The following is a 23,742-nucleotide window of genomic DNA, read 5'->3' on the forward strand; positions in this document are numbered from 1 at the left end:
CTGGCGTGCCCGAAAAAGCGATTCGTCCGGAAACGCCGGCCGAGCGGGTCGCTGTGAGTGCCTGTGGTAGCAAACCACACGTGAGCGGGTCGGACGCGGCCGATCCCGGTTACGCGTCGTCGTGTCGCTCGCGGAAGCCCGCGAGGCCCAGGTCGTGGAGTTCCCGGGAGACGTCCGCGACCCCCGCCTTCTGGGAGTCGTGGAACGCCACGAGCCGGTCTCGGACCTCGTCGTGTTCGCGCGCGAGGGTCTGGGCGGCCGACAGCGCCGCGTTGAACGACTTGCCCGCGTCTACCGCGGTAATAGGCGCTCCCGTCGGCATGCCGATGACGGAGTCGACGGACTTCTCCTGGACGGGGACGCCGACGACTGGAACGGGAAAGGCGATCGAGGCGGTCATGTTCGGCAGGTCCGCGCTCTTCCCGCCCGCGCCGGCGACGATCACGTCGAGTCCGCGTGCCTCGGCGGTGTCGGCGTACGCGTACATCAGGTCCGGCGTGCGGTGGGCGGAGACGACGTAGCTCTCGAAGGTGAACCGCTCCTCGGGCGGGGTCGAGAAGTCGGTCTGTTCGGCGAAGCCGAGCTCGAAGAGCGCCTCGTACGCGCCCGCCATCACGGGGAGGTCCGAGTCCGACCCCATGATGATCCCCACGTCGGGCGTCCCCCGTGAGGGGCGGTCCTGTGCGGCTTCGTCGCGCAGTCGGTCGATGAGGTCGCGTTCGTCGGTCATGGTCAGTGGAAGTCGAGGCCGTCGCGGGTTTCTCGCGCGCGTTTCAGGAGACGATCGATCTCCTCCTCCTCGTCGCCGGCGTCGCCCACGAGGGTCAGATGGCCCATCTTTCGGAGCGGCCGAACCTCGTGTTTGCCGTACCAGTGGAGCGCGGCTCCGGGTTCGGAGAGGACGACGTCGACGTTCCCCAGTCGAGCCGCCCTTGGTGCATCGACCGTCCCGAGGACGTTGGCCGACACCGTCGGCGAGCGGAGTCGTGTCGCGCCCAGCGGCCACCCCAGGACGGCGCGGACGTGCTGTTCGAACTGCGAGGAGACCGCGCCCTCGATGGTCCAGTGTCCCGAGTTGTGCGGCCGCGGGGCGACCTCGTTCACCAGGATCTCCCCGTCGGCCTCGAACAGCTCGATGCCGTAGACGCCGCGGCCCTCCAGGAGATCGAGCACCTCGCGGGCCACTTCTTCGGCGCGCTCGGTCACGGCGTCGGTCGTGCGCGCGGGGACGACCGTCTCCCGGAGGATCTCCGCCTCGTGGACGTTCTCGCCGACGGGGAACGTCCGGATCTCCTCGCGGCCGACGGCGCCGATGACCGACAGTTCGCGGTCGAAGTCGACGAACGCCTCGGCCATCGCGTCCCCTCCAAGGGATTCGAGCGCCGCGGCCGCCTCGTCGGCGTCGTGGACGGGGACGTTGCCGCGGCCGTCGTAGCCGCCGCGGCGCGCCTTCAGCATGACGCCGCCGAACTCGTTCGTACACGATTCGAGGTCCGAGACGGTATCGACCCGGCGGAACGGAGGGACGGGGATCCCCGCCTCCTCGAACGTCCGCTTCTGCCGGAGCTTGTCCTCGATGACGCGGAGCGTGTCGGGCGATGGGTGGACGGGGACGCCGGCCGCCTCGCTCACCTCGTCGAGGAGGTCGGGGTCGGCGAGTTCGATCTCGTACGTGAGCAGGTCACAGCGGGCGGCGAGTTCGGCCACGCCCTCGGGGTCGTCGAACGAGCCGACGACCTGGTCGGCGGCGACCGACGCGGGGCAGTCGGGCGTGGGGTCGAGCACGACGACGTGGACGCCCAGCGGGGCCGCGGCCTCCGCCAGCATCCGACCGAGCTGTCCCCCGCCGACGACGCCGAGCGTCGGCCCGGGCACCGTTGGCGAGTCGGAGTCGAGTGTCACGCGCGGGAGTCGTGTACGTCGGTGCATAAGAGTTGCCACCTCGGGCGGCCGAGTAGACACGAACGTGCAGACCCCGGCAGCCGTCGGCCGAACGGCCGTCGCGAGTGTCCGTGTCGGTATCGTGTCGATCGGGTGCTCACGCGTGGTCGCGCTCCGATCCGCGCAGGCGCGCCACTCCGAGGCCGACCGCAGCGGCGGCGGCCACGACCGCGGCGGCACCGAACACTCCGCGGAGGCCGACGACCGGGACCAGCGGGCCGAACAGGAGCGGCGAGAGGAACTGTCCCGTGTAGCCGAACGACGCGACGTAGGAGCTGAACTGGCCCTGACGGTCCGGCGGCGCGAATGCCTCAACCCAGGCGAACGTCGACGGGAACACCAGCCCCACACCGAGCCCCGCGAGGACGACCGGGAGGACGGACGCGACGGCACTCGCGGCCACGGTCGCGGCCCCGAAGCCGACGGCCCAGAGACAGAGCGCGGCGAACACGAGCGTCGACCGATCGACGCGGCGCACCAGTCGGTCGTACCCCGCGGCCGCGACGCCGCCGGCGACGCCGTTGGCGGCCAGGTAGAGGCTGATCGCGAACGACGACGACACGCCGACGCCGGGGAGAAACTGCGGGTAGAACACGACGACCACGTACAGGAGCGCGTTCGCGCCGAAGTAGAGCAGGTACACCGCGAGGAGCGCCGGTCGACGGCGGAACACGGCCAGGGTCGCCGCCAGGCGGTCGCGGAGCCCCGGCGCGCGAGCGCCGTCCGCGACCGCGTCGGCGTCGGTTCCCCGGTCGGTGTGGGTCTCCGGAATCGTCGCGGCGGCGACGAGCCCGAGCGGGAGGGCGACGAGATACACCCCGAACGGGAGGTTCCACGCGACCGTGCCGGCCGTGCCGCCGACGAGCGGCCAGACCGCGGCCCCGGCGCTGTTCGCACTGCTCCGGTAGCCCAGCGCCCGCTCCATCTCCCGGCCCTCGTACAGGTCGTAGATGAGCACCGTCACGGCGGTGTACACCGCGGCGGTCCCGAGCCCGAGGACGGCCCGCGAGGCCAAAAGCGGGAGGAAGCTGTCGACGACGAGCCCCGCACCGCCCCCGAGGCCGTAGACGGCGAGCCCGCCGACGAACGGCCGGCGGGGGCCGAGGCGGTCGACGAGCACCCCCATCAGCGGACTCGCCAGGACGATCACCCCGCCGTGGGTGGTGATGATGAGCCCGGCCGCGGCCCCGGAGACGCCGAGTTCGTCGCGGATCTGCGGGACGATCGGACCCAGGATCGCCCCGGCCATGACCGTCAGTGTCGCCGCCGCGACCAGGACCCAGAGGGAGCGCCGCCGCACCGTCGCAGTTGCCACTGGCGGCGCTTCGGTCGTCTCGGCTTTCGGGGTTACGGTTCGGAGCCGTCGGTCGGACGGCTCTCGTCCCGGACACCCGTCGACCGATCAGGCGTCGGGTGCCGACCGCTGGGCACGCTGGAGCGCCTCCTCGTCGACGAAGACGACGACGTGTTCGCCCCAGAGCTTGAACGCGTGTTCGCGGGCCGTGTACCCCTCCAGGTGGGGCGCGAGTTCGTCACGGTCCCAGTCGTGGGCGACGACGACCGGCGGCGGGTTCGCGAGCGCCTCCCCGGTCGGCGTGTCGGGGTCCGTCGAGGTGACCTCCGCGCCGTACAGTTCGAGATACCACGGGAACGGGAGGCGGGAGTGCCAGGCCGGACCGCCCGGCGGCGGGGTGTCGGCGGAGGACTCGTTCGAGACGTACAGTTCGACCGAGTCGCCGCCGGGCGTCGTCGTGCCGTAGAAGAGCACGTCCGTCCCCTCGTTGGCCTCGACCACGGTCCGGACGTCCGCGAGCGACCACCTGAGGTCGTTGCCGGGCTGGGCCCACTGGAGCACCTCCTTGTCGGCCTCTTCGGTCGAGTTCCAGTACGCCGCGTTCGCCCCGACCACGCCGCCGACGGCCGCCAGGAGCAACAGCGCCGCGAGGCCGGTGGAGACGGCGTCGTCCTGGGCGAAGGCGTCGCGCCCCGCACGGACGACGAACGCGACGCCGACCGCCGCGGGGACGGCGAAGGGGACGACCGCGTGGACGGCGGCCCAGGGCGCCTGGATGTCGGTCGCCAGCGGGTAGCCGACGACGCTGGCGAGCCCCCAGTAGGTCGCGAAGGCGACCAGCGGGCGGAATCCGGGCGTCTCGGGGGAGTACCGGTCCGTCACCGCACCGATCAGGCCGAACGCGAGCACGACCGGCGCGCCGTACGCGAGCGTCTCGAGGTAGTCGTACAGGTAGGGGAGGTAGTCGTGGTCCTGGTGACTGCCGTCGACCCAGGTGCCGTAGAAGCGTTCGGCCGGCTCGATCGTGCCGGCTTCGACGACGCCCGGGAGCGCCGCGGGGTTCGAGAGCGCCCCCCAGAGGTCGGGCCGGGGGGCGTAGAAGAACACCACGACCGCGAAGAAGGCCGCGACGGCACCGACCGTGTACGCGCCCGTCCGCAGGAGGGCACGCTCGAACGTCGGGCCCTGGACGCGGAGCCAGCGGTACGCCGCGGTGGGCCACGTCTCGGCGAGGACGTCGCCGAGTCGCGTCCCCGCGCGCGTCTCGCGGACGAGTCGGTGATCGAGGACGAGCGCGGTCGCGCCGAGGAAACAGAGCACGTACAGCAGGGCGTTCTCCTTCGTCGTGAAGGCGAGGCCGAACGCGGCTCCCGCGGCGACGAGGTAGCCGAGTCGACGCGTCGTCAGGAGTCGGAGGAGACAGCCGAGCGCGACGAGTGAAAAGGCCGCGACGAGGACGTCGTTGCGCATGAACCGCGAGTAGTACACCAGCAGGGGGTTCAACGCGAGCAGCGCGCCGAGCGCCACGACCTCGTCGTCGCGGAGGTAGTCGCGGAAGAGCCACGCCGCCAAGGGTAAGAGGCCGCCGACGACGGCCACGGGGAGCCGCGCCGCGAAGTCGGAGGCGGGAAGCAGGGCGAACAGGTAGTCGTTGACGATGGGGAGGAACGGGCCGTGGACGATCGGACGGTACGAGTGGATCCCCGTCTCGCCGTAGCGGAGGATCCAGTAGCCGACACGACCCTCGTCCCAGTGCATCACGCGGCCGCCGAGGGAGACGACGCGGAGGAGGAGGGAAAGCAGGGTGATCCCCAAGAGGGCGAGGAAGGTCCGGGACGCGAGCGGCCCCTCGTCGGTACGCATGAGTCGTAGTCGGGGGCCCGTGGATTACAACTCTTGTGTTACGTGTCGGATGTGACGGCTTGTGTTACGTGTCGGATGTGACGGCTTGTGTTACGTGTCGGATGTGACGGCTTGTGTTACGTGTCGGATGTGACGGCTTGTGTTACGTGTCGGATGTGACGGCTTGTGTTACGTGTCGGACGTGACGGCTGTCCCGTCCGTGACCCGGGTCCGGCGGCGGACCGGACGACGACCGCTCCGAAGCCCACGGCTCGTGTCTCCCGCGGTGACTGTCAGGCGACGTATCAAATACATCATCATTTATAATGGGGTACGTGCTACCGGTACGTGCAATGAGAGCAGCAGTGTACCACGGGCAGAAGGACGTCCGGATCGAGGACGTCGAGCCGGGAGTCGTCGGCCCAGCGCAGGTACGGGTCGACGTAGAGACGTGTGGGATCTGCGGGACCGACCTCCACGAGTACGCCGCGGGCCCGATCTTCATTCCGGGCGACGACCCGCACCCGGTCTCCGGGGAGCAGTTGCCCGTCACCATGGGCCACGAGTTCAGCGGCGTCGTGAGCGAGGTGGGCGAGGGCGTGACGTCGCTCGCCGAGGGTGACGCGGTCGCGATCAACCCTATCCTCTGTTGTGGCGAGTGCCGCCAGTGCGTCGAGGGGAACTACCACATCTGCGACTCGATCGGCTTCGTCGGCCTGTCGGGCGGCGGCGGGGGCTTCTCCGAGAGCGTCGTCGTCGACGAACACCAGGCCGTCCCCCTGGTCGAAGGCGTCCCCATCGAACACGGCGCGCTGGTCGAACCGCTGGCCGTCGGCCTGCACGCGGTCCGGCGTGCGGGCGTGCAGGCGGGCGATTCAGTCGCCGTCTTCGGCAGCGGCCCAATCGGCCTGTCGGTCATCCAGTCGGCGCGAGCGGCGGGCGCGGGGGATATCATCGTCTCCGAGCCGCGACCGGCACGCCGCGAACTGGCGACCGAATCGGGGGCGACGACGCTCATCGACCCGACCGAGACGGATGCCGTCGAGGAGGTCCGCGAACATACGGGCGGGGGTGCCGACCAGACGTTCGAGGTCGCGGGCATCGAGACGACGTACAAACAGTCGATCCAGGCGACGCGTCCGCACGGGACGACGACTATCGTCAGCATCTTCGAGGAGGAAGCGAGTTCGCACCCGATCGACCTCGTGCTCGGCGAACGGACCATCACCGGGACGCTCGCGTACCTCGGGGGGCCGCGCTCGGCCGAGGAGTACGGCATGGTCATCGACATGCTCGCCAGCGGGGCGCTCGACGTCGACCCGCTGATCACGGCCCGCATCGACCTCGACGAGATCGTCGACCGCGGCTTCGAGTCGCTGTTGGACCCCGACAGCGACCAGGTGAAGATCCTCGTCACCCCTCGGTAACGGCCCGCTGACGCCCCGGTAACGGCCCGCGACGGGGCCGATCGGAGGGGACGAGCGGTCCTGCCGAACGGCCCTGTCGGTCTGTCCGACCGACCGGGCCGGCCGAACGACGCGTGAGGCGGGGCGGTGTGGCCGTCCCGGGACGATACCTCTTTTACCCACCCGCCGGACCCACGGATATGACCCAACTGGGACTGGTCGTCGCGCGGTTCAACGAGTCGGTGACGGGGCCGATGGAGCAACAGGCCCGCGACGCCGCCGCCGAGCGCGACGCCGAGATCGTCGAGACGATCCACGTGCCCGGGAGCTACGACACGCCGCTGGCGGCCGACCGGCTCGCCCGCCGGTCGGACGTCGACGCCGTCGCGGTCCTCGGGGCGGTCGTCACCGGCGACACCGACCACGACCGCGTGATCGCCGACGCGACCGCGCAGGGGCTGACCCAGGTGAGCCTCGACCGGGACACGCCCGTCCTGTTCGGCGTCTCGGGACCGGGGATGAGCGGGGCCGAGGCGCGCGAGCGCGTCGAGAAAGGAGCGGAAGCGGTATACGCCGCCGTCGAAATGGTGGAGGCACTAGCATGACGCACGAATTCGACTTCGCGGCACGCGTCGGCCGGGTCGAGCCGAGCGCGACGCTCGCCATCTCGAACCTCGCCTCGGAACTCGAAGCGCAGGGGAAAGACGTCGTCGACCTCTCGGTCGGCGAACCCGACTTCCCCACCCCCGACAACGTTATCCAGGCCGGCAAGGACGCGATCGACGCGGGCCACACGGGCTACACCTCCTCCAACGGGATCCCCGAACTCCGCGAGGCGATCGCCGCGAAACTGGAGGGCAACGGCGTCCCCTGTTCGTCGGAGAACGTCGTCGTCACGCCCGGCGGCAAGCAGGGGCTGTTCGAGGTCATCCAGACCGTCGTCGACGATGGGGACGAGGTCGTCCTCCTCGATCCGGCGTGGGTCTCCTACGAGGCGATGGTGAAGCTCGCTGGCGGCTCCCTCTCCCGGGTGGACCTCTCGCCGTACGGCTTCCAGCTCGAACCCGCCCTCGACGACCTTTCCCGAGCAGTGGGCGACGACACCGAACTCCTGATCGTGAACTCGCCGTCGAACCCCACGGGGGCCGTCTTCAGCGACGCCGCGCTCGAAGGCGTCCGCGACCTGGCGGTCGAACACGACATCGCCGTGATCTCAGACGAGATCTACGAGCGAATCGCCTACGGCGTCGAGCCGACCTCCCTCGGGTCGTTAGATGGAATGGAAGACCGCACGATCACGCTCAACGGCTTCTCGAAGGCCTTCTCCATGACGGGCTGGCGGCTCGGCTACTACGCCGCGCCCGAGGAACTCGTCTCCCAAGCTGGAAAGATCCACTCGCACTCCGTGTCGTGCGCCGTCAACTTCGTCCAGCACGCGGGCGTCGAGGCGCTGTCGGAGCGGACGGATTCGACGGTAACGGAGATGCGTGACTCCTTCCGCGACCGCCGCGACATGCTGCTCGACCTCTTCGACGACCACGGCGTCGAGGTGCCGTACCCCGACGGCGCGTTCTACATGATGCCGAAGTTCGCCGACGACGGCGACGACCAACGGTGGTGTGAGGACGCGCTCGAACAGGCGCAGGTCGCGACGGTACCGGGAAGCGCATTCGGCGCGCCCGGGTACGCCCGCATCTCCTACGCCGCCAGCGAGGAGCGCCTCCGCGAGGCGGTCGACCGCCTCGCCGACGCGGACCTCATCTGAACCCGCCGCCTCGACTGCTCACGCCGGCCACACCCTGAGGGCGTTCGCTCGCCCCGCGGCGACGACGACGCCCGCCGGCCCCGTGACGGCACAGAGGTTCGACGTCAGTCGTCCGCCGAGCGGGACGCGCCACGCCTCCACGACGCCTCCCCCGTCGCCGTCGAGCCGTCGCAATCCGACCAGTTCCCGCTGCGGATCGTCGGGCACCAGCAGTTCCATCGAGCCGTCGCCGTCGAGATCACCCGCGACCGCGTTGTCGAGGGTCCGCGACCCGATGGCGTGCGTCGAGTAGCCGCGCAGGGAGGCGACGAGGTCGAGCCGGCCGTCGCGGACGCGGTAGAACTCCGCCGTTCCCCCGACGTGTGGCGTCTTCACTGCCGCCAGTTCGGTCTCGCCACCGGGGCCGAACGGCGCGACCGCGAGCTGATGTCGCCACCGGAAGCCCGAGCCGACGGCCACTCCCTCCGTCGCGTCGCCCGCCGCCGAGAGCGCGACCAGCCGCGCCCCCCGCTCCGCGTCACTCGCCGTCACGACCACCTCGCGCTCGCCGTCGTCGTCCACGTCGGCGACGATGGGAGCGATCCCCTCGACGACGCCCGACGGCGGGGCGAGCGTGGCTTCGAGGCCGCCGGCGGGGTCGAGGACAGCGATCGAAGCGGCCTCCAGTTCGTCGCCGAGGACGCCGTGGGCGTACTCGCGCGTGCGGGACGCGAGCACGTACAGCCGTCCGGCCGCGCACAGCCGTCCGGCCGCGCGCACGATCCGCGCGTCGGGGAGCGCATCCACGTCGGCGTTCTCCCCGGCCGGGAGTCGGACCGCGCCGTCGGGCGTGACCGAGGCCCACCCACCCGTCGTCGGGACGGCGTGGGTGAGCGGCGAGCCGATCACGGGCGCGAGCACGGGCTCCGACGCGCCGACGAGGAGCGGCGGTCCCGGCGGGGCGTCGAGGTCGTGATCGAGCACAGAGACGTCGCCGTCGACGACCGAGAGGACGCGCGCGCCGCCGGCGGTGACGACGGCGAGGCGGACTCCGTCCTCCCACGGTACGCCGACGACCCACTCGGGCTTCGCGTCGAGCCCGACGTCGACGGGATCGGCGCGGGGGAGCGAGCCGCGACCGTCGATGAGCCGGTTCCCGTCGGGGCGGAGATGCGTGTAGCCGAGCGGGGCGTCGCCGGGCGGCGGGGGCGGCGAGTCCGTCCCGACAGCCGGCGTCGGCGGGGGATCGGTCCGGCCGTCGGGCGCGAGCGGGGCGGCACAGCCGGCGAGCGCGCCGGCCAGGCCGAGACCGGAAGCGAGGAACGTCCGTCGGAACACACCGGACCGTCGGACGGGGCGGGCGTAAACTCACCGCGGGTGGGCGGGGCGTTCGACCACCGGTGACCGATCCGGCGCGGAGAGTTTTTATCACGTCACGGCTCCAGAACCGAACGAATGCGCGTCAGCGACCTGCCGCTCCCCGACGAGGTCATCGCCCACCACGAGTCGGAGGGGATCACCGAACTCTATCCGCCGCAGGCGGCGGCCGTCGAGGCCGGCATCACAGGGGGGACGAACGTCGTCGTCGCGGTCCCCACGGCGAGCGGGAAGACGTTCGTCGCCGAACTCGCGATGCTCACCGCCGGCGGACCGGCGCTGTACATCGTTCCCCTTCGCGCGCTCGCACGCGAGAAGTACGAGACGTTCTCGGAGGTACCCGGCGTGGACGTGGGGATCGCGACGGGCGACCTCGGCTCCGCCGAGGAGTTGGGGGGGTCCGACGTCGTCGTGGCCACCGCCGAGAAAGTGGACTCCGCGATCAGAAGCGGGGCGTCGTGGGTCGACGACCTCGCCTGCGTTGTCGTCGACGAGGTCCACCTCCTCGGCTCGCAGGGGCGAGGGCCGACGCTGGAGGTGACGATGGCGACCCTCGGGCGGCGTGCGCCCGACGTCCAGATCGTGGCGCTCTCCGCCACCGTCGCCAACCCCGAGGAGATCGCCGAGTGGCTCGACGCGGAGCTCGTCCGGAGTCGCTGGCGGCCGGTCGACCTCAGGACGGGCGTCTGCGCCGGGGGACGCGTCGACTTCGACGACGGGTCGACGCTCGCCGTCGCGGTCGACGCCGAGGCAGACGATCGAGGCGTCGGGACGGCGACGACGGTCGAGCTCGTTCGAGGGGCGATCGACGACGGCGGGCAGTGTCTCGCGTTCGTCCGTTCGCGCCGGGAGGCCGAGACGCTGGCCGCCCGACTCGCCGAGGAGTCGGTCGGGGCGGCGAGCGCCGTGGCCGCCGACGTGCGGGACGCGGGCGGAACGGACACCGGGCGGCGGCTCGCCGACTGTGTCGAGGGGAGCGTCGCCTTCCACCACGCGGGGCTCCGTTCGGAACACCGCGCGATCGTCGAGAACGCCTTCCGCGACCGCCGCCTGAAGTGTATCTGTGCGACGCCGACGCTCGCGGCGGGGGTGAACGTCCCCGCCCGCCGGGTCGTGATCCGCGATCAGCAACGCTACACCGGGTCGGGGATGGAGTGGCTTCCGGTCCTGGAAGTCCACCAGATGTGCGGCCGCGCGGGCCGACCCCACCTCGACCCCTACGGCGAGGCGGTGCTCGTCGCCGGCGACGCCGACCGCGAGGAACTCGAATCGAGATACGTCGGGGCCGCGCCCGAGGCCGTCGAGTCGCAACTGGCCGACCGCGAGGCGCTCCGGACGCACGTGCTCGCCATCGTCGCCTCGGGCTTCGCCGAGTCGCGCGGGGGCGTGCTCGACGTCCTCGACGCGACCTTCTACGCCCACGGCAGACCCGAGGAGAGCCTCGCGGGGCTCGTCGACGACGTGGTGTCGGATCTGGTCGCCTGGGAGATGCTCACCACCGGGGAGGGGCTGGCCGCGACCGAACTCGGCACCGCGGTCTCCCGGCAGTACGTCGCGCCGCGGACGGGCGCGCGGATCGTCGACGGACTCCGGACGATGCGCGGGATGGAGCGCGTGACGGGGCTGACGGCGCTCGAAATCGTCTGCGACACGCCGGACATGCACGGCACCTACCTCGGCAACCGCGAACGCGCAGCGATGTACCAGTACGCCCGGAGCCACGCCGACGAGTTCACCACGTCGATGGGCGAGACGGAGACGTTCGAGCGCTGGCTGGAGGCGGTGAAGACGGCCCGGATCCTGCTGGAGTGGGCCGACGGGGCCTCGACAGACGACCTCGTCGAGCAGTACCGCATCGGCCCGGGCGACCTCGAATCCCGCGTCGAGCGCGCGGAGTGGCTCCTCGGGGCGGCCGCCGCCGTCGCGGCCGTCCTCGACGCGGACGGTTCGGCGTTCCGCGAGGTTCGCGACCGGCTCTGAGGCCGGCGCGTCGGTGTCAGAGAGGCAAGAGTTTACTCCCCGACAGCCGTCCCCGCGGACGTGCTCGCCGAGGTCGCCCTCTTCGTCGTCGGACTTGCCGCCCTCGTCGTCGGGTCGGACCGCGCCGTCACGGCCGCGGCGGAGGTCGCCCGGTACTACGGCGTGTCGTCGTTTTTCATCGGCGTCACGCTCATCTCCGTCGGGACCTCGGTCCCCGAGATGGTGACGTCGGTGTACGGCGCGTGGTACGGCGCGGGCGACATCGTCGTCGGCAACATCGTCGGCTCCGAGACCTCCCAGATCACGCTCGCGATCGGCATCGTCGCGCTGCTGTCGCCGATCGTCGCCGAGCGGCGGAACGTCATGATCTACGGCGGCGCGATGACGCTCGCGATGGTCGTCATGCTGCTCACGCTTGACGACGGCGTGATCCAGCGCTCGGAGGGGTTCTTGATGATGTTGGCGTACGTCAACTTCGTCTACACGCTGTACACCAACGAGGGCGGGACGGAGATCGCCCAGGAGGTCGTCGACGAGGCCGAACCGCCCGAGCGGGCGCTCCCGTGGATCGTCGGCGGCCTTGCGCTGGTGGCCGTCGGCGGGCAGTTGCTCGTGACGAACGGGATCGCGCTCGCGCGGATCGTCGGCGTCTCGGAGTACCTCGTCGGGATCCTCACCGGCCTCGGGACGACCACCCCGGAGATCTTCGTCGCGGGGATCGCCGCCCGCCGCGGGTCGAGCGGGATCTCGGTCGGGTCGATCCTCGGGAGCAACATCACCGATCCGGTGTTCTCGCTCGGCATCGGCGCGCTCGTCGCCGACGTCGTCGTCACCGATCTCGATTCGGTCATCCCGTCGGCGACGTACATGCTGGTCGCATCGCTCGTCGTACTGGGGCTGTTCTACTGGCGGCGCGGGATCGACCGTCGGACGGCCGTGGTGTGTCTCGGTCTGTATCTGCCGACGTTCCTGTTCGTGTGACGTCGGCGCTCATGTCGTGTGGCTCGCGGTCGGTCGCCGTCGCTCGTCATCGCCACGCCATCGACGGGTGTGCAGATCGGAGCGACGACAGTGGGTGGAACCGGGCGACGACAGTGGGCGGAATCGGGCGACGACAGTGGGCGGAATCGGGCGACGACAGTCCCCAGGGCGGTGAGACCACGGGCCTCCCCCAGCCGATTCGCGCTCTCGCTCCCTGCGGACGCTCGTGCGCTCATCCCTCGCACGAGCGTCCCCGCGGCACGGCGGCCGCGGGGGCCGCGCGCCACCGCACACACCGGCAACCGCTCCAGTCGGTGCCGGCCCGCTTCGAGTCCGTCAGGGCTCCTCCCACGGCCTCGTGGTGCCCTCGCCGAACAGTTCGCGCATCAGCGTGACGATGCTCTCGGGCGGGAACTGGCCGCGCTCGGTGACGATCGCGTCGACGTATCTCGGGGGCGTCACGTCGAACGCCGGGTTGACCACCTTGGGGTCGCCGATCCGCTCTCGATGCGTCGCGTCGATCACCTCCTCGGTGTCGCGGAGTTCGATGTCGACGGTGTGGCCCGTGAGCGTCGCCGGGTGGAGCTTCAGCGTCTGGGCGGCGACCATCACCGGCGTGCCGCGGTCGCGGGCGTTGACCGCCAGCCCCGAGGTCCCGATCTTGTTGATGACGCTCCCGTCGGCGGCGATGGAGTCCGCGCCCACGAGCACGTGGTCGACGTCGTTGAGGTAGTGTCGCGCCGCGCTGTCGACGACGAGCGTCACCGGGACGCCCATCGCGTCGAGTTCCTCGGCCGTGATGTGCCCCTGGTTCCGCGGGCGGGTCTCCTTGACGATCGCCTCCAGCGCCTTGCCCTGGTCGACGGCGCTTTCGACGCACGCGAGCGCGTCCGTCGAGTGGCAGTGGGTCATCACGACGTCGCCGTCGCGGAGCCGGTTCGCACCGACCTGTCCGAGGTCGGACTGCGCGCGGTCGAGTCGAACACAGAAGTCGTCGGCGGTTCGCTCGACCGATGCGTGGAGTTCCTCGACGGTCTCGCCCGCCAGTCCGTGGAGGACGTACCGGAGGGCGTTCGGGAGGCTCACCGCCGTCGGGCGCGTGGCGAAGAGAAGCCGCGCCGCCGCCCGAAGCTCTGCGCGGAACTCCTCCGGGCTGTCGGCGTCGCTCGCCCGTGCCTGTGTCCGGAGCGCGCGCGCGGCGGCGTCCGCGATGGCCGCCGCGCCACGCGTCTCCATGGTGTCGATGGCCGCGGCCGTCTCGCGCACCTCCTCGTGGACGTCCATGTGGGGACGTTTCACGCCACGAGGGAAAAACGAGGTGGCGCGTATCCTGTACGGAGACGGGGCCCAGGAATCCACGGAACTGAGAACCACGAGACGTGTTTATCGACCGTCGACGCGAGTGAGTACTCATGGAGATCACGCCCTCACGGACCGTCAGCAGACTCGGGTTCTGGTCGGCCCTCTTCGCCGCGCTGTTCAGCGTGAGCTACGTCGTCGCGCAGGTCGCCGAGTGGCTCGGGCTGTTGGGCTCGGCGGGTGGCCCGGAGAGCACGAGCACTCCCCTCGGGCTCGTCGTGCTCCTCACCCCGTCGCTGTTCCTCGGAACGGCCTTTGCGATCCTCATGGTCAGCGTCCACTACTACGCGCCCGACGACCGGAAGATCTGGAGCCACCTCGGGGTCGTGTTCGCGACGATCTACGCCGTGTTGATCAGCATCAACTACTACGTCCAGCTCACCTTCGTCCTCCCCCGGCTGCTCGACGGCACCGCCGAGAGCGTCCGACTCCAGCCGTTCCTCTTCGTTCCGTTCGACTCGTTCCTCTACTCGGTTGATCTCCTCGGATACAGCTTCATGAGCCTCGCCACGCTGTTCGCCGCGTTCGTCTTCACGGGTCCGGGGATCGAACGGGCGGTTCGTCTGTTCCTGATCGCGAACGGGCTCGTGCTCCCGTTCCTCGCGCTCCAGATCTACTACCCTCCGTTGATCTGGATCGCCTCCGTGTGGGCGGTCACGTTCCCCGGCGCGACGATCGCGCTCGCCGTCCTCTTCCGGCGGGCCGCACGTGCGACACCGGAGGCGACGGTGACCCCTGTGACCGGGTGACGGCTCGCCGCGACCTGCTCGCGGACCTCACGTCACACCCGTTCGACGAGCGTCTCCTGTGCGCCGCGAACGCGGACCGCCTCGCTCCGGTCGACGAGTGACTCCGCGTCGTCGAGTTTGGCTGGCACCTCCGCGTGCACGGTAAACAGCGGCTCCCCGGTCTCGACCGCGTCGCCGACGCGGCAGTGGAGGTCGAGACCGGCACCCGCGTCCTTCGGTGCCCCCGCGCGGCGAGCGACGTCGTTGACGAGGCGGTTGTCGACGTGGGTGACGACGCCCGACCGGTCGGCGTGGACGACGCGCGTGTGTCGGCCAACGGAGAGGTCTCCCGGCGTGACCTCCGGGTCGCCCCCTTGGGCGGCGACGATGCGCTGGAACCGCTCGCGCGCCGCCCCCGAGTCGAGGAGGGCGGTCGCGTCGGCGTCGACGCTGCAACAGTCGAACAGCAGGTCGGCGAGTCGGACGCTCTTCAGCCGGAGGTCCGCCGGACCGGCACCGTCGAGCGTCTCCAGGACGTCGCGCGCTTCCAGCACGGGGCCGACGCCGCGCCCGATCGGCTGTGAACCGCGGGTGATCGCACACTCGACGGTCAGACCGATGTGTTCGGCGACGCGGCGGACGTCAGTCGCGAACTCGCGCGCGGCGGCGAGGCTCTCGACTTTCGCCCCCTCGCCGTAGGGGATGTCGACGACGACGTGGGTCGACCCCGCGCTCTTCTTCTTCGAGAGGACCGACGCGATGAGTTGGCCGGGCGGGTCCAGCGAGAGCGGCGTCTCCGCGCGGATGATCTTGTCGTCGACGGGCGAGAGGTTCACCGCGCCGCCCCAGACGAGACACGCGCCCGCCTCGTCGACGATCCGCTCGACGCCGGCGCGGGAGAACGCCACGTCGCAGAACACCTCCATCGTGTCGGCGGTCCCCGCGGCGGAGGTCACGGCGCGCGAGGAGGTCTTCGGCACCGTCAGCCCCGCGGCCGCGACGAGCGGGACCAACACGGGGGTGACGCGGTTGCCGGCGACGCCGCCGATGGAGTGCTTGTCCGCGACGACGTCTCGCTCCCACGTGATCACCTCGCCGGCGGCCGTCATCCGCTCCGTGAGATGCATCGTCTCCGCCAGCGAGAGCCCGTTGGCGTACACCGCCGCGACGTACGCGCCGAGTTCTACGTCCGCGAGCCGTTCCTCGGTGATGTCGCGGACGATCCGCTCGAACTCCTCGCCGTCGAGCTCGATGTCGTCGAGCTTCTTGCGGATGTACCGCACTGACGCCGGCGTCGGGGCCAGCGAGACGTCGACCGGTCCCGTCACGTCGGTGAGCCGTCGCGTCGTGCCGACCACTCCTGGCGAGACGAGTTCGTCCGTGAGTTCGACGATGGCGACTGTCGTCCCGTCGTCGGTAGCGAGGTGAACCCGATCGAGCGGGTGCGCGCCGAGTTCGGCCGCGTCACGCTCGTTCAATAGGACGGTCGGCGACCGGGAGGCGATGTCGACCGGTTCGACGTCGAGCTGCATACGCCCCCGATCACGTGTCACGGGGTTAACTGTGTCCGCGTCAGCCGGCGTACTGCGAGACGAGCGACGCGAGGGACCCCTGATCGCGCACCCCGACGACGCGTTCGACCGGCTCCCCATCGCAAAAGAGGAGCAACGTCGGCACGCCCTGGACGCGGTACTGTGAGGCGAGTCCCTGATGCGTGTCGATGTCCACTTTCGCGACCGCCGCGGGCGAGTCACGAGCGAGGCCGGCGACCGCCGGTTCGAGCATCTTGCACGGCCCACACCAGTCGGCGTAGAAATCGACGAGGACGACGCCGTGGGTCGAGACGATCTCCGAGAGATGCGACTCGCTCTCGACGTGGATCGGCTCCGTCGGCGTCTCCGGTGTGCCGGCGACGTCGTCGGGTTCGCCCGCCGCGAGGCGACGTTCGAGCCGTTCGCGCTTTCGCTGCCGGATCTCGTCCAGTTCCTCCGAATCGGACATGGCCGGGTGTACTCGGCGACGACGCTTAACGGTTTTGCGCGTCTATGACAACACTACGGGGCGATATCGGTCTCGGGAGCGACCGGACAGAGACGAGAAGAGACGAACGAGCGCGGCCGTGGCCGAGCGAGTGCACCGGAGAGCGGACCGCCCACGCCTCAGTCGGAGTACAGCGAGTAGGTGATGACCGCAAAGCCGATGAGCGTGAGCACCGCGTCGATGAGGACGCCGAACGCGAGCGAGATGTCGAGCAGTGCGTCGAGCACCCCCGCGAGCAGTGCGCCGAACGTGATGATGCCGAAGCCGATGGCGAGCGCACGGAGCGAGCCCTCGCCCGTGTTCCGGTACGCCTTGTAGCTGAAGTAGGTGATGAGTCCGCCGAGGACGAGGATCGCCGTCTTCACCGCGACGATGAGCGACACCACCGCCGGAGAGGCCGCCGTGTGGACCATTACGTCTCCCTCCGGACCTTCGACCAGATGTCCGCCAGCCGTTCGTCGGGTGCCCGTCCGGCGCCTTCGATCTCCACCTCGAAGTCGCGCTCCTCGGTGAGCAGGACGCGAACGGCGTCGAAGGAGACCTCGTACGTGGTGGCGTGGTGGCCGTCGGCGCGGATTGCGGTCCCCTCGGTGAGGAGCGACGCGTCGGTCAACAGATCGAGTTTCCGATACGTCGTCGACAGCGGGATCTCACAGCTTTCGGATATCTCGCTCGCGGTCATTGGTTCTTCGAGTCCTCTGATGATCGTTCTCGCGTCCGCGTCGTCGAGCGCGTCGAGGACGGACTGCAACTCGTCTGGTTCCTCGTCCGAGCGGTCGCGAGCCATTACGAAGCCGTCCGCATCGGTCACTTATAACGTTCGGGGGTTCCGGTACGGCGAAAGCGCACCGATGTCGGCCGGACGCTCAGGTGTCCCCTCCCCCGTCGTCCGACGACCGGGTCGACGCCGCGTCCGGTCGCTCGTACGCGCCGTCGCGTCGCAACCGCCCCGCGGCGGCGAGGACGTCCGGGGTTCGGCAGACGCCGTCGGCACCCGTGACCTGTGGGACGGTGCAGTTGTTACAGCTCGCACAGACGACGCTCGTCTCGGACGCCGCGTCGAGCAGCCGCGCGGGGAGCCGCGGCTCGGCGTAGAAGGGCCTCCCCATCCCGACCATGTCGCACGACCGACCGAGGAGACGGTCGATCTCACCGCGGGTTCGGATGCCGCCTTCGGCGAGGACGGGGATGTCGACGACGCGGCGGACCGCGCGGCAGACCCCCGCGTTCCAGGCGGGCTCGAAGTCGTAGACGAGCGATTCGAGCCAGTTGCCGAGGGCGACGAGCCCCGCACGGAGTCTGCCCCCGAAGGCAGCGGCGTAGCCGTCGCGGAAGCGGTCGTCGCGCCACGCCGTCTCGGGGAACGCGCCGCGGACGATACTCGCGTCCCAGAACACGGAGCCAGTGACCGGGACGAGCGCGTCGTAGCCGTAGTCGGCGAGTCGGCGGCAGACGTGGACGGCCTCGCGGTCGGTGATGTGGGCGACGCCCGGCGGGGCCTCGGTTTCGGCGGGCACCTTCGTCATGAGGGGGACGTCGCCGGCTCGCTCGCGGATCTCGTCGTGGACGACCTCGAGAAAGCGCACCCCGTCGGCGAACTCGTCGTCGCGCCGGTTGTAAAACGGCGAGAGGAACTGGTGGACGATCCCCATGTTCGCGCCGGCGAGGTGGATCGCGTCGTAGCCGGCGTCGGCGGCGTAGCCGGCCGCACGCCCGAAGTCGGCCGCGAGGTCGTACACCTCGTCGGTCGACATGACGACGGGATCGTACGCGAGGAACCCGAGACGGTCCAGCAGTCGGAGCAGCCGGGGGAGCGGCGACACCGCCAACTGCTGGTAGTCCGCGTGCTTCGCCCGAAAGCCGGCGTGCCACGTCTCCATGCTCCGGAGCCCCCCGTGTTCGAGCTGGATCGCGATCGTCGAGCCGTGGTCGTGGATCGCGTCGGTGAGCCGGGAGAGCCGAGAGACGAACGCCGGGTCGTCGACGTACGTCATGTTCGGCGCGGCACAGCCGCCGGGGCCGCGGACGATGGTCGCCCCCTGGCAGACCAGCCCCGCGCCCGCCGCCGCGGCGGGTTCGAGGTGCGAGACGAGCGCGTCGACCGCACCGTCGCCGTTGCCGGCACACTCCAGCAGGGGTGCACGGTAGAGGCGGTTGGGGACGGTGAGACCGCCGATGTCGAGCGGGTCCTCGAGTCGGACCATACCGTCGTGAGGGTCCGGAGTGGCAAAACCTCGGGGGGCTCGATCGCGTGTGTGAGTACGTCGAGACTCGGCGTCGAAACGATCGCGTCGCTCGGGTGCGGTGCTCCCAAGACGGTCGGGATCGCGCCGGTCGACCGGAGTACGGACTTCGGTCGGAGTCGGGTTCTGCGAGTCTCGGCACACAACTGCGAAGTGGTGTTCCATGCGTCTCGACGCGGTGAGCGGAACCGCACAGTCCCCGATGCGCGGCGAGACGTCTCGGCTCTCCCCAGCCGGGTCACTCGCGGACGGAGCCGCGAGCAGGCCCCTCGTACGGGTCACTCGGTTGGGTCCCCTCACCGCGTTCCTGCGCGCCGCCAGCCCTCGCGGGGAAGTGGACGAGACGTGAGGCGACTCGGTTGGCGAACGGAGGCACGATCCACACACGAGACGGGTGTGCCGTCGCGTCGCGGCCCGTCCCGTGACCGGCATCAGATCACGCGACGGAGTGGCTGCCCCATCGTACAAGAAGGTCCGTGGCGTCAGCCCTGCCGCTCGCTGATCTCCTCGGCGATCCGCCCGTTCGGCCGGCGGAGTTCGCCGGACTCGACCTCGTACACGTAGCCCGAGATCGTGACGTCGTCGGGGAGGAGTTCGTGCGCCTCCAGGTAGGCGACCTGTGCGGCGCAGGCCTCGTCGATATCGTCCGTCATCCGGACCTACTCCGCGACCGAGGCGTCGCCGATCGTCAGTTCGGGGAGCGCCGGGTCGAGGTCCACGTCGTCGAGGTCGCCTGCCTGCGCTTCGAGCCCCGCGACGACGTCCTCGTCGGCGGCGCTCATCATCCCGCAGTCGGTGTGGTTGACGACGATGATCTCCTCCGTGTCGAAGAAGTTCGTCGTGAGCGCGGCGCTCCGGATCACGTCGTCCGTCACCTTTCCGCCCGCGTTGCGGTAGATCTGTGCGTCGCCGAGTTCGAGTCCGAGCGCCGACTCGACGGGGATCCGCTCGTCCATGCAGGCGACGACGAGCAGGTTCTCGTCCGTCGGGATCCCCTCACGGCGACGGCGCGCCCAGTTCTCGCGGTCGTCGACGCGGTCGTCGACGTACTCGTGGACGCGGTCGTAGTCGTGGTCGTGGTCTTCGAGCATCGCATGGGGGTACGGGGAGGAAGCGCCCAACGCTTCGCGTCCCTGCAAGAGCAACCGATTGACCCAGACGGCGGCAGTACTTGTTGCCTCGACGCGAGCACGACCCCGCCGCGGCTACCACGACACCGGATCGGTGCCGGGGGCCGCGTCGACAGCGGCGCTATCGTCGCGTCCGTCGTGTCGTGAGCCGACCTGGCCGTGGGTGTGGTGGTAAAATCGGACGTGAGGGGTTCCCTCGTACGAGACGGGTTCGAAACAGACCCGACGGTACCGTTCGTTGTCGAGCAGGTTCACCATGAGGCCCGCGTCGTGCCGGGAGACCGACTCGTAGGCGGTCTCACACACCGGGCAGACGGCGGGCGCGTCCTCGGGGACGTCCATCGGCGACTCCTGAGGACCGGGACGGCAAAAGGCTACTCCCGGACCGCGTCCGCGACCCCCCGGATCGTCTCGTACTCGGCATTGCTGTAGGCGATGAACCGGACGTCCGAGAGCGACGACGGCTGGAACCCGTGGATGGTCTCGCAGATGATGCGGGCTCCCTCGGCGAGGTCGAAACCCGCGACGCCACAGCCGAGCGCGGGGACGACGAGCGACGAACAGCCGCGTTCGTCGGCGGCCGCGAGCGCGTTTCGCGTGGCGTCGCGGATGCTCTCGGCGGTCGCTCGTCCGTCGCCGTAGTGGAGCATCGCGGCGGCGTGGACGACGTAGTCGGCGTCGAGGTCGTACGCGTCCGTCACCGCGACCGCGCCGAGGTCGATCGGCCCCATCGAGACGGCCGCCGCGTCGAGTTCCTCCCCGGCGGCACGGCGCAGCGCGCCGGCGACGCCCGAGCCCATCCGGAGACTGGTCCCGGCCGCATTGACGAGGGCGTCGGCGGACTGTGTGGCGATGTCTCCCTGGACGACGGTGAACTCCATGTGCGACTCGTCGATCGCGTTCGACAAAAGCCTCCTCCGGTCGGGACTGTCGTCTCCCCGGAGCGGTGTCGGCGTCGAGTAGAAGGGGACGCTCCGTGCAAGGGTGGGTATGGCGTGCACGGGATCGGCACGAAGCCGCGTCGTCCCCGCGGTTCTGTCGTTCGGAATCCGTTAAATTTCTTCTGTTCTGCACTGCCGGGGGAGCGAACGGATCGCTGGCGACGCGCGGGAGAAGTCGGCTGGACCGACGCGTGCCGACGCCGGCCGCGGACGACCGCGAGACGGGGAGTTCAAGGCGGGGCCGTCCGTCGCTCGCGGCATGGCTCTCGTCGACACTGCGCTCGCGACGGTACACCTGTTGGTCGGTGCCCTCTGGGTCGGAAGCGTCGGCTTCTTCGCCGCGGCCGTCCTCCCCATGGCTCGCTCCGGCGGGCTGAACGCCGGCCCGCTCGAATCGATGGAGACCGCGTTGACCCGGTGGTCGCGGCTCGCCGCGGTCGTCATGTTGGCGTCGGGCGGCCACCTCGCGGCCACCGGCTACACGTTCGGGACGCTCGCGTCGACGACGAACGGCAACCTCGTCGTCGCGATGGTCGTCCTCTGGCTCGCGCTCACCGGACTCGTCGAGGTCGGCGGGAGCCGCCTCCGCGATGGCGTCGGGCAGAAGAAAGTCCGCGAACCGGCGGCCGCCGCGCTCGGTCTCTACCGGGGAGCGGCGGTCGTCGGCGTGCTCCTGTTCGTCACCGCCGGCGCGATCGTGACCTGAGCGCCCGTCGCCCACCCCGTCTCGGGAGTGCTCTGTATCTCCCCCGAGAGAATAGATAGAACCGCAGCACAATATATAATATATACGATACGTTTAACAGGCAGACTGCCGCCAGTGACGAACGATGACGGGTGACGACGAGCGACGAGTCCCTCCGCTCCGTATCGAACTCTGTGCCGAGACGGGACGCATCCGGGTCCACCGGGAGACGCCACTGGGAACGTACACGGAGACGGTGAATCGATGAGGACGGCCACCGACCACGACGTCGGCCCGGTGTTCGCCAGGCTGTCGCGCCCGCGCCCCGAGGCGCCCACGCGACTGTTCGTCGTCTCGGATCCACACCTGTCGTCGACGGAGTCGGGGACGTGGAAGGTGTACCACCGGACCGAGAGCCGGCTTCGGGCGGCGGTCGACACCGCAGACGACCTCGGCGTCGACGCCGTCATCCTCCTCGGCGACCTGACGTGCGACGGCCGCGAGGCGGAGTACGCCCTCGCCGACGAGGTGCTCGCCGACCTGTCGGCCCCGCTCGTCGCGGTTCCGGGCAACCACGACGTGCCGAAGCGGTGGGACGACTACGTCGCCCCGACCGCCGCCGAATTCGGCGAACGCTACGGCCTCGGGCCGTACCCGTTCCACGCGAGGGTGGGTGGGCTCGACCTCCTCTGTCTCGACACGGCGAGTGCGGGTGGCCGCCTCACGCACACCCACGAGGGGGAACTGAGCGCGGCGGCGCTCGACTGGCTTCGCCGGACCGTCACCCGCGTCGACACTCCCGTCGTAGTGGCCCACCACACGCTGTTTCACCCCCGCGACCACGTCGGGCCGTTCCCCGACGGCGACTTCTACCAGTTCCGCAACGCCCGGGCCGTCCACGAGGTGCTCGCCGAGCGCGGCGGCGTCCTCACCCTCTCGGGGCACCTCCACCTCCCGACGACGACGGCACGCGGCGGCGTCCGCGAGGTCGTCGCGCCCGCCACCTGCTCGTTCCCGCCGTCCGGGCTACTGATCGACTCCGGGCCTACCGGAACGACCGTCAGGTTGGTCCCGCTCGCCGGGCGGCAGGGGATGGCCGAGGCGTACGTCCGCGCTGACGCCGGGAACGCCCACGGCCAGGGGGTCGCGGCTTACGCCGACCGCGGGCTCCTGTCCGACGTTCCGCAGGCCGACGAACGCGTCGATGCCGTCGGCGCTGACGTGCCGGAGGCGTTGCGGTGGCGATGACGCTGGCGGCGGCACGGCGGGCCGTCGACCGTGAGCGACGCGTCTGCGTCGCCGAACGCGAGGCCTTCCGGTCGTTCCGCACCGCCGTCGCCCGACTCGACGGCGGCTCCGACGCTCCGGTCGAGCCCTCGACGGCGCGGGGTGGGCGGGCGGCCGTGACCACGGCCCGCACGCTCGGCGTCCCGGCGGGGCAGCCGGCCGACGCGAGTGATGGCTGTAGGTCGGTCCGCGACGCGTACCGTCGCTCCGTCCTGGCCGCCGACCACGTCGGCGACGACGAGACGCTGACGGAGCACGTGGCGGCGGAGCTGGGCGCGGACCTGGCACGGCGCGTCCAGACTGGCCCGATGACGCCCGATCTCCGGCAGGCACTTGTCGACCGGACCGGCGTCGCGATCCGCGCACGCGAGTCGTTCGTCGAACTGCTCGGTCGCGAGGCCGACTCCGTCGACGCCGTCGACGGGACCTGTCGCCGGCTTCGGTCGCGGATCGACCGAGCGCGTTCGTGGGAGCGGGCAGCCGCCGGCGTCCCACTCGACGCGGCGTTCGAGGCGTGGTCGGAACTCGACCGGATCGAGACGCACCTCGACGAGGTCGCCACCGACCGGCAGGCGACACTCGCGCGACACCGCCGCTCGTTCGCGGTGGTCGACGACGACGTCACGAGCTACCTGTACGGCTGTCGACCGGGCCTCGCGACGATCGCGTCGCTCGGCCAGCGCGTCACCGACGGTCGCCGGGCGATCGCGGACGGGGTCGGGCGGGCGGAGTAACTCGGCCGGGCGGAGTAACCACACCTGACC

Annotated in this window: 23 protein-coding genes and 1 pseudogene; 10 read left to right on the forward strand and 14 right to left on the reverse strand. The window is 70.5% G+C overall.

The genetic code is table 11. The features are described 5' to 3' along the window. Positions 1–109 precede the first annotated feature (109 nt). From purE to NKJ07_RS08555, 4 genes are all read right to left on the reverse strand, one after another. Positions 110–730: a 5-(carboxyamino)imidazole ribonucleotide mutase gene (gene purE / locus NKJ07_RS08540; RefSeq protein WP_318570162.1), complete on the reverse strand. Its 621-nt coding sequence runs from the start codon at positions 728–730 to the stop codon at positions 110–112. A gap of 2 nt (positions 731–732) precedes the next feature. After that, positions 733–1,827: a 5-(carboxyamino)imidazole ribonucleotide synthase gene (locus tag NKJ07_RS08545; protein WP_425504751.1), complete on the reverse strand. Its 1,095-nt coding sequence runs from the start codon at positions 1,825–1,827 to the stop codon at positions 733–735. 211 nt (positions 1,828–2,038) lie between these two features. Further along, positions 2,039–3,256, reverse strand: coding sequence for an MFS transporter (locus NKJ07_RS08550; protein WP_318570164.1), 1,218 nt, complete (start codon positions 3,254–3,256; stop codon positions 2,039–2,041). A gap of 87 nt (positions 3,257–3,343) precedes the next feature. After that, complete coding sequence (locus tag NKJ07_RS08555; protein WP_318570165.1) at positions 3,344–5,098, reverse strand: flippase activity-associated protein Agl23; 1,755 nt, start codon at positions 5,096–5,098, stop codon at positions 3,344–3,346. 332 nt (positions 5,099–5,430) lie between these two features. Between NKJ07_RS08555 and NKJ07_RS08560 the strand changes: the two genes are divergently transcribed. The 3 genes from NKJ07_RS08560 (at position 5,431) to NKJ07_RS08570 (ending at position 8,248) form a co-directional block, all read left to right on the forward strand. Further along, the gene (locus NKJ07_RS08560; protein WP_318570166.1) at positions 5,431–6,504 is read left to right on the forward strand and encodes a 2,3-butanediol dehydrogenase; all 1,074 of its coding nucleotides are present in this window, start codon (positions 5,431–5,433) and stop codon (positions 6,502–6,504) included. Between the two features lie 179 nt (positions 6,505–6,683). Beyond that, positions 6,684–7,088, forward strand: coding sequence for a 6,7-dimethyl-8-ribityllumazine synthase (ribH, locus tag NKJ07_RS08565; protein WP_318570167.1), 405 nt, complete (start codon positions 6,684–6,686; stop codon positions 7,086–7,088). Beyond that, on the forward strand, positions 7,085–8,248 hold the full coding sequence (locus NKJ07_RS08570; protein ID WP_318570168.1) for a pyridoxal phosphate-dependent aminotransferase: 1,164 nt from the start codon (positions 7,085–7,087) through the stop codon (positions 8,246–8,248). Before ribH ends, NKJ07_RS08570 begins: the two co-directional genes overlap by 4 nt. A gap of 18 nt (positions 8,249–8,266) precedes the next feature. On the opposite strand, the gene NKJ07_RS08575 is transcribed toward NKJ07_RS08570, so the two are convergent. After that, positions 8,267–9,565, reverse strand: a complete 1,299-nt coding sequence (locus NKJ07_RS08575) for a hypothetical protein (protein WP_318570169.1) — start codon at positions 9,563–9,565, stop codon at positions 8,267–8,269. 117 nt (positions 9,566–9,682) lie between these two features. On the opposite strand from NKJ07_RS08575, the gene NKJ07_RS08580 reads away from it, so the two are divergent. Then, complete coding sequence (locus NKJ07_RS08580; protein ID WP_318570170.1) at positions 9,683–11,584, forward strand: DEAD/DEAH box helicase; 1,902 nt, start codon at positions 9,683–9,685, stop codon at positions 11,582–11,584. A 60-nt stretch (positions 11,585–11,644) separates the two neighbouring features. Next, on the forward strand, positions 11,645–12,565 hold the full coding sequence (locus NKJ07_RS08585; protein ID WP_318570171.1) for a sodium:calcium antiporter: 921 nt from the start codon (positions 11,645–11,647) through the stop codon (positions 12,563–12,565). Positions 12,566–12,901: 336 nt separating this feature from the next. On the opposite strand, the gene NKJ07_RS08590 is transcribed toward NKJ07_RS08585, so the two are convergent. Continuing rightward, complete coding sequence (locus tag NKJ07_RS08590) at positions 12,902–13,849, reverse strand: ribose 1,5-bisphosphate isomerase (RefSeq protein WP_318570172.1); 948 nt, start codon at positions 13,847–13,849, stop codon at positions 12,902–12,904. A 128-nt stretch (positions 13,850–13,977) separates the two neighbouring features. Between NKJ07_RS08590 and NKJ07_RS08595 the strand changes: the two genes are divergently transcribed. Then, complete coding sequence (locus NKJ07_RS08595; RefSeq protein ID WP_318570173.1) at positions 13,978–14,673, forward strand: hypothetical protein; 696 nt, start codon at positions 13,978–13,980, stop codon at positions 14,671–14,673. A 32-nt stretch (positions 14,674–14,705) separates the two neighbouring features. Here the strand turns inward: NKJ07_RS08595 and NKJ07_RS08600 are convergent, their stop codons facing one another. From NKJ07_RS08600 to NKJ07_RS08635, 8 genes and pseudogenes are all read right to left on the reverse strand, one after another. After that, positions 14,706–16,184 carry an AMP phosphorylase gene (locus NKJ07_RS08600; RefSeq protein WP_318570174.1) on the reverse strand — a complete coding sequence of 493 codons (1,479 nt, stop codon included), beginning with the start codon at positions 16,182–16,184 and terminating at the stop codon, positions 14,706–14,708. A gap of 40 nt (positions 16,185–16,224) precedes the next feature. Further along, positions 16,225–16,653: a thioredoxin gene (gene trxA, locus NKJ07_RS08605; RefSeq protein ID WP_318570175.1), complete on the reverse strand. Its 429-nt coding sequence runs from the start codon at positions 16,651–16,653 to the stop codon at positions 16,225–16,227. Positions 16,654–16,811: 158 nt separating this feature from the next. Next, entirely contained in the window at positions 16,812–17,105 is a 294-nt protein-coding gene (locus NKJ07_RS08610) for a DUF7521 family protein (RefSeq protein ID WP_318570176.1), read from the reverse strand. After that, positions 17,105–17,479: a helix-turn-helix domain-containing protein gene (locus NKJ07_RS08615; protein WP_318570177.1), complete on the reverse strand. Its 375-nt coding sequence runs from the start codon at positions 17,477–17,479 to the stop codon at positions 17,105–17,107. The genes NKJ07_RS08610 and NKJ07_RS08615 overlap by 1 nt, the downstream gene beginning before the upstream one ends. A gap of 79 nt (positions 17,480–17,558) precedes the next feature. Further along, on the reverse strand, positions 17,559–18,827 hold the full coding sequence (locus tag NKJ07_RS08620; protein WP_425504752.1) for an oxidoreductase: 1,269 nt from the start codon (positions 18,825–18,827) through the stop codon (positions 17,559–17,561). A gap of 590 nt (positions 18,828–19,417) precedes the next feature. After that, a pseudogene (locus NKJ07_RS08625) lies at positions 19,418–20,026 on the reverse strand (beta-class carbonic anhydrase). 114 nt (positions 20,027–20,140) lie between these two features. Beyond that, entirely contained in the window at positions 20,141–20,407 is a 267-nt protein-coding gene (locus NKJ07_RS08630; protein ID WP_318570179.1) for a DUF8145 family protein, read from the reverse strand. 32 nt (positions 20,408–20,439) lie between these two features. After that, positions 20,440–20,946: a macro domain-containing protein gene (locus NKJ07_RS08635; protein WP_318570180.1), complete on the reverse strand. Its 507-nt coding sequence runs from the start codon at positions 20,944–20,946 to the stop codon at positions 20,440–20,442. 319 nt (positions 20,947–21,265) lie between these two features. On the opposite strand from NKJ07_RS08635, the gene NKJ07_RS08640 reads away from it, so the two are divergent. From NKJ07_RS08640 to NKJ07_RS08655, 4 genes are all read left to right on the forward strand, one after another. Beyond that, complete coding sequence (locus NKJ07_RS08640) at positions 21,266–21,712, forward strand: transporter (protein ID WP_318570181.1); 447 nt, start codon at positions 21,266–21,268, stop codon at positions 21,710–21,712. Positions 21,713–21,836: 124 nt separating this feature from the next. Beyond that, positions 21,837–21,959 (forward strand): hypothetical protein, encoded by a 123-nt coding sequence (locus tag NKJ07_RS08645; RefSeq protein ID WP_318570182.1) that lies wholly within the window; start codon positions 21,837–21,839, stop codon positions 21,957–21,959. After that, entirely contained in the window at positions 21,956–22,939 is a 984-nt protein-coding gene (locus NKJ07_RS08650) for a metallophosphoesterase family protein (protein WP_318570183.1), read from the forward strand. Before NKJ07_RS08645 ends, NKJ07_RS08650 begins: the two co-directional genes overlap by 4 nt. Next, a complete protein-coding gene (locus NKJ07_RS08655; RefSeq protein ID WP_425504753.1) occupies positions 22,936–23,712 on the forward strand; it encodes a DUF7260 family protein in 777 nt (258 codons plus the stop codon). The genes NKJ07_RS08650 and NKJ07_RS08655 overlap by 4 nt, the downstream gene beginning before the upstream one ends. The last annotated feature ends 30 nt before the right edge of the window (positions 23,713–23,742 follow it).

It is taken from the genome of Salinigranum marinum (genome assembly GCF_024228675.1).
Lineage (GTDB): Archaea > Halobacteriota > Halobacteria > Halobacteriales > Haloferacaceae > Salinigranum > Salinigranum marinum.